Genomic DNA, 6099 nt, shown 5'->3' with positions numbered 1-6099 from the left:
GTTCCCCTCGTTAGCAGCAGCCACGCCGGACAACAGTCACAGACGCCCCGACTTTAAGAAGGCCCTGCAACGAAGCCGGGTTGCGAACTGGAGCGTATTGCATGATCAGCACGAGCGAAACGGAGACGCGAGCCTCGCAGCAGGGGTGGACGAACTGGTTCGGCAATCAGCAGTGCGCACCTGCCGCCATCGTACGACCGAAGTCGGAGAGCGAAGTCGTGCATCACCTCGACAACGCCCGTCGATCGGGTCGTTCGGTGCGGGTCGCGGCCTCGGGGCACAGCTTCGGACCTATCTGCACGACGAACGGGACGCTGCTCGAACTCGCCGAGTTCTCCGGCATTTCCCGGGTCGAACCTGCCGCTCGCACGGCGACGGTTCTGCCGGGCACGAGGATCGCCGACCTGGGTGATCCGCTGTGGCACGCCGGGCTCTCGCTTCGCAATCAAGGCGACATCGACGCGCAGCAGATCGCCGGCGCCATTGCGACCGCCACCCACGGTTCGGGCCTCCGACTGCAGAACATGTCCGCATCGTTGCTCGGGGTTCGGCTCGCGACGGCGAACGGCGACATCTTGGTGATCGACGAAAAGACCCCCGACCTGCTGGCGGCGGCGCAGGTTTCGGTGGGAATGCTCGGTGTGTTCACCGAATTGACGCTTTCGCTTCGCGACGCATATCAGCTACGGGAGCGCGTCGAGCACTGGACGCTGGATGAGCTTCGAAGTCAGTGGCGGCGAGGCTTCGAAAACTCCCACCACTTCACCTTCCACTACTACCCGACGGCGAACTCGCATGAGTTCTTCGACTTCGACGCACCCGCTGGAGTGGATCTCACCAACCTCTCCCGCGTGACGATCTGCGACGTCGTCGATCTCGCAGAACCAGAGGTGCTCGACCATGAGCCTCGTATTGGGCGCCCGTACCGGCTGTACCCGCAGTACTGTGCACCGAACTTCCACGAGCTTGAGTACATGGTTGACTTCGAGGACGGCTTGGACGCGTTCGAGGCCGTCCTGGACGTCGTCGAGCGCTTCCCGGAGTTCGGGATCTACCCCGTCGAAGTCCGATCGACGGCAGCGGATGAGGCCTACCTTTCGCCGAACCACGGTCGACGCAGCCTCGTGATCTCCGTCTCAGGAGAACCGGGGAAGCCCTACGAGCCCTACCTGCAGGCGGTACACGACACCCTGCTCCGCTTCAGTGCTTGACCCCACTGGGGAAAGCTGCATCTCTTCACACGGGATCAGCTTCATCGGGTGCTGCCGCGATTCGACGACTTCATTCGAGTACGGCGTGAACTCGACCCCGACGGCATGTTCCTGAACGACTCATTGCGCCCGCTGTTCGAGTGACGGCGTACAGTCGGACGCGGCGGAACGCCATCAGGACCCAGGCCGTTGCGAAGCCGGCCCGGATCTGATGACGGGGCTACCGGGTCACTTCTCGCAAAACTCGGGGTCGACGGCGGCGTTCACAGCCAGGGCAAACTCGAGTACGGCATCCGGATCACCGTCTTCGATGATCGTCCACGGCAGTGCGGTGACGGCGACCGTTGCAGCGCGGCCGTCGTCGGATGCCGCGCATGAACCGGTTGAGGTCGGCGGGTGTGGGCACGACCTGACCGGCCGACCAGCCCCACGACGGGTCGAGCGCCGAGATGCCGACGAGCTTTCCGGTGGCGTCGGTGTGGTATCCCTTCGGGTGCTCGCCGCGGATCTTTCGCTCGCCGACACCCGGGAAGTACGTCTCCTCGAGGCCGAGCCGCTCCACGATGCGCTCGTTCACCTGCTCGAACAGCGGACGCTGCGTGACGCGCTCGACGAGTAGACCGAGCACGATGTACCCGGTGTTGATGTATTCCCAGCGCTCGCCGGGGGCGAAGGGGCCGGGCGTTTCAAGTGCGGCGTCGCGCAGATCGCGCGGCGAGGTGTACACGTCCCGGAACCCCGACGAGGTCGCCCGCCAGAGCTTCGGTGTACTCGGGAAGCCCAGCGGTGTGTTGCAGCAGCTGCCCACGGTGATCACCGATCCGTCGATGCCCTCGCCGTGCACGAGCCCAGGAAGGTAGGTGTCGATCGGTGCGTCGAGTTCGATGAGCCCCTCCTCCACGAGCTGGAGCACCACCACGACCGTGTAGGTCTTGGTGTTGCTTCCGATTCGCACGTAGCCGTCGGCGTCGGCCGCCTTGCCGGTGTCGCGATCAGCGACCCCCGCGGCATAGCCGGTGATCTTGCCGCCCGTCGCCGTGACGGCGGCGAGCGCGGCGGGAAACCCGCGTTCGACGAGTCCTTCGACGGCGTGCTGGGTGGCGCTGTTTGGCGAGGCGTTCGAGGTCTCGGCGCCGGAAAGGCTGAACCAGGCCCCTGTCGCGATCGCGGCGGCTGCGGCGGCCGTGGCGCGTGTGGCGGCGTTGGGCTCGAGGCGCCGTTCGGGCTCGAGGGAGTCGTGGAACTCATCGGGCGGTCCTTCCGTTGTGGTTTCGGTGGTGATGGATTCCATGCTCGGTCGAACGGATGCCGCGCACCCTCGCCATTCGGACAGTCCCGAGACCGTTCATCCGGCCGGGGTGCCGGGCCGGGTCGTCGGCGGAAGCTATCGTCATGAACACTTCACCGACACCAGCCATCGCAGCCGTGGGGCTGCGAAAGTCCTACCAGGACGTCGTCGCCGTGCACGACGTGAGCCTCGCCGTTCCGCACGGCAGAGTCGTCGGGCTGCTCGGCCCGAACGGCGCCGGGAAGACGACGACGATGCGGATGCTCCTCGGGCTCGCCCGTGCCGACGCCGGAGAGGCACTGATCGACGGCGTCCCCTTCCGAGACCTCGACCACCCTGCTCGCACGATCGGCGCCGTGCTCGACGCCGGGGGACTCCACCCCGCGAGGACGGGCCGGCAGCACCTGCGTATCGCCGCGGCGATGGCGGGCGTGGAGGACGGCCAGGTCGACCGCGTGCTCGCAGAGACCGGGATGGCGCCGGCCGCCGATCGCCCGATCCGCGGCTACTCGCTCGGAATGCGACAGCGCCTCGCCCTGGCAGCGGCCCTGCTCGGGGAGCCGTCGATCCTCGTGCTCGACGAACCCGCGAACGGCCTCGACCCGACGGGCATCCGGTGGCTTCGCGACCGGCTCCGTGCGTTCGCGGCCGACGGCGGCGCCGTGCTCGTCTCGTCGCACCTGCTCGCCGAGATCGCGCACGTCGCCGACGATGCGATCGTCATCGCGCACGGTCGTGTCGTGGCATCCGGTGACCTCGCCAGCCTCACCGCCGCGTACGGCGGCGACCTCGAATCCTTCTACCTCGATCTCACTGCAACCGCCATGGAGGTGCGCTGATGTTCCGTGCCGAACTTCTGAAGATGACCACCGTCGGAGCGACGAAGGTGGCGGCCGCCGTCGGCGTCCTCGGGCTGCTCACGACACAGCTCGTGTTCGTCTGGTTGCTCCCTGCGCTCTCAAGCGGGGCGATCGTGATCGACGGCGAACCCGGGATCGCCGCCGAACTGGGCGGCGTGTTCGATCGCGCATCGTTCGAGTTCCAGTACTCCGCGCTGAGCCTGCTCGGCGGTGGCGCCAGCGCCGGCTCGCTCGGCTTCTCGGTGATCGCGGTGCTCGCGATCGGGGTGCTCGCCGCGACGACCGACTACCGGTTCGGCGGCATCGTCGGGGCGGCCCTCGCCTCCCCCCGACGGGGCCGGATCCTCGGTGGCAAGATCTCGGCGACGGTGGTGGTCACCGCGGCGACGGCCGTTGCCTACGCGATCGTGAGCGTCGGCGTGCTGCTCGCCTCGACGATCGCATCCGGCGTCGACCTTGCACTCGGGTGGGGTGATGTGCTGAGCGAAATGAGCCGAGGCATCGCCGTGCTCATCCTGCTCGGGCTGCTCGGTCTGGCGATCGGCGTGCTCGTACGCAGCCAGCTGGCTGGGTTCCTCATCCTGATCGGGCTCGTGGTCATCGAGCCGATCATGCACGCGGTGCTGCAGATCGTGGGCGGGGCGCCCATCTGGGCGCAGTTCCTTCCGCTGGCCCTTGCGCAGGCGAGCTTGGCTGATCCCGGGTCAGGGGCGGTGCTCTCGCCGGTGATCGCTCTGGTCGCGTTCGTCGCGATCGTCGGGGCGGCGCTGACGGCCGCGTGGGTCGCGCTGCGGCGCCGAGACTTCTGAGGTCCCGACGCGACATCCGTTTCATGAGCAGAATGGACACCATGGACCACGCCCTGCAGGGCCGAGTCGCCGGCCTCTGGCGGGCGCTGCCGGTCATCGCGACGGCGGCGCTCGCCGGCGGGTACGTGATCGGCGTGGTCGTCGTGCCTGAAATGATCGGCACAGCCGTGCCGGCTTGGGTGGTGTCGGTCGGACTCGCTTTGCAGGCGGTCGCCCTCTTGATCAGGTACCGGATGCCGGTCGTCGCCTTCGCGGCGGCGATCATGATCGATGCGCTGCTGCTGGTCATCTCGACGGGCGAGCTCAGCGTCGGAACCTTCGCGGTCATGATCGCGGTGTATGCGCTGCGGCGGTCGAGGCCGGCCCCGCAGGCGTACGGCTGGCTGGTGGCCGGATGCCTTGTCTCGGCGGTCATCGCACTCGTGACGCTGAGCTCCGGTGAGGGGATCTCCGCCGAATGGAGAGTGCCGCTCGCGTTTGCGCGGGCGGCGCTCATGTTCGGGATTCCCGCGGTGACCGCCGAGCTCGTCATCGCCCGGGCGCGACTCGTCGTCGCGCTGCGGGAGCGGGCCGAGCTCGCCGAAACGGAACGGGGCCGGGCCGCGGCCGAGGCGGTGCAGCGGGAGCGTGGGCTCATAGCGCGCGAGCTGCACGACATCGCCGCGCACCACCTCACGGGCATCATCGTGAGCGCCCAGGCCGCCGGTTCGCTGATCGACGTCGATCCCGTGCGCGCGCGGGCCTACCTGAAGACGGTCGGCGACGAGGCCCGCACGGCGCTCGACAACGTGCGCCAGACGGTCGGCCTGCTCCGCGTCGATGATGTGGCAGCGCTCGCGCCCGTGCCGTCGATCGACGGGATCCCGGCGCTCATCGATGATGTCAGGGCTCGAGGAACCGAGGTCGACCTCAGCGTCGAGGGCCCGCAGGTCCCGCTGGGGCCGGTGGCAGAGCTCGCGGCCTACCGTATGGTGCAGGAGTCCCTTGCGAATGCGGCCAAGTATGCGCCTGGCTCCCGAGGCGCGGTGCGCATCGAGTTCACCGCTGCGCACGTGCGCCTCTCGGTGTCGAACGACGCGAGCCCGACGGGCGAGCGTGGCGTCGTGGCATCCGGCGGGCATGGACTCGTGGGCATGCGCGAACGCGCTGCCCTGGTCGGCGGCACGGTTCAGGCGGGGCCGCAGGCGAAAGGTGGCTGGCGCAACGAGCTGGTGCTGCCGCTGCCAGACCCTACCGCTGAACCCGTGCTCGAAGGAGGAGATGAATGATCCGCGTGCTCATCGCCGACGACCAGGTCATCATGCGTGCAGGCCTGAAGGTCGTGCTCGAAGCCGAGGGCGACCTCACGGTCGTGGGGGAGGCCCGCGACGGGTACGAGGCGGTGGAGTTCGCGACCGAGTTGCGGCCCGATGTGGTGTGCATGGACATCCGGATGCCGGGCCGCGACGGTATCGAGGCCACCCGGCGTATCATCGCCACCCTCGGCGACGACGTGCGGGTGCTCGTCGTGACGACGTTCGATCTTGACGACTACGTGTTCGGCGCTCTCGAGGCTGGTGCTTCCGGCTTTCTGCTCAAGGGTTCCGACGAGGCGACGATCCTCACGGCGATCCGCTCGGTCGCGGCCGGCGATGGAACCCTCGACCACCGGCTCACACAGCGCGTCATCACGGAGTTCGCGCGCCGTCGGCCCACCCCCGAGCAGGAGCGGGCTTCGGCTGCGGAGTTGCTTACGCCACGCGAGGTCGAGATCCTCGTGCTGCTCAGTGATGGATTGTCGAACCGTGAGATCGCCGCTCGGCTGTTCATCGAGCCCACGACCGTGAAGTACCACCTCGCCGGGCTGCTCGGCAAGATCGGCGCTCGCGACCGCCTTCAGGCTGCCGTGTGGGCGTTCCGCAACGGGCTCGCGTCATAAGGTTCGACGGCTC

5 protein-coding genes and 1 pseudogene are annotated in these 6099 nt (G+C 68.1%); 5 read left to right on the top strand and 1 reads right to left on the bottom strand.

What is annotated here, in order from left to right; all coding sequences use genetic code 11:
• Window positions 1–101: 101 nt before the first annotated feature.
• Window positions 102–1355, top strand: a pseudogene (locus tag ABD164_RS13630) (D-arabinono-1,4-lactone oxidase).
• A 154-nt stretch (window positions 1356–1509) separates the two neighbouring features.
• On the opposite strand, the gene ABD164_RS13625 reads toward ABD164_RS13630, so the two are convergent.
• Window positions 1510–2502 (bottom strand): serine hydrolase domain-containing protein, encoded by a 993-nt coding sequence (locus tag ABD164_RS13625; protein ID WP_344296843.1) that lies wholly within the window; start codon window positions 2500–2502, stop codon window positions 1510–1512.
• A gap of 101 nt (window positions 2503–2603) precedes the next feature.
• Here ABD164_RS13625 and ABD164_RS13620 point away from each other — a divergent pair, with 101 nt between their 5' ends.
• The 4 genes from ABD164_RS13620 to ABD164_RS13605 are packed head-to-tail and all read left to right on the top strand — an operon-like array spanning window position 2604 to window position 6086.
• A complete protein-coding gene (locus tag ABD164_RS13620) occupies window positions 2604–3338 on the top strand; it encodes an ABC transporter ATP-binding protein (RefSeq protein WP_344296842.1) in 735 nt (244 codons plus the stop codon).
• A 23-nt stretch (window positions 3339–3361) separates the two neighbouring features.
• Window positions 3362–4168 (top strand): hypothetical protein, encoded by an 807-nt coding sequence (locus ABD164_RS13615; protein ID WP_344296841.1) that lies wholly within the window; start codon window positions 3362–3364, stop codon window positions 4166–4168.
• A 41-nt stretch (window positions 4169–4209) separates the two neighbouring features.
• Window positions 4210–5436: a sensor histidine kinase gene (locus ABD164_RS13610; protein WP_344296840.1), complete on the top strand. Its 1227-nt coding sequence runs from the start codon at window positions 4210–4212 to the stop codon at window positions 5434–5436.
• Window positions 5433–6086 (top strand): response regulator, encoded by a 654-nt coding sequence (locus tag ABD164_RS13605; protein WP_344296839.1) that lies wholly within the window; start codon window positions 5433–5435, stop codon window positions 6084–6086. The genes ABD164_RS13610 and ABD164_RS13605 overlap by 4 nt, the downstream gene beginning before the upstream one ends.
• Window positions 6087–6099: the final 13 nt, after the last annotated feature.

It is taken from the genome of Agromyces neolithicus, from assembly GCF_039529735.1.
Classification (GTDB): domain Bacteria; phylum Actinomycetota; class Actinomycetes; order Actinomycetales; family Microbacteriaceae; genus Agromyces; species Agromyces neolithicus.
Note: the sequence above shows the minus strand (reverse complement) of the source record. Positions and strands in the feature narration are given on the sequence as shown.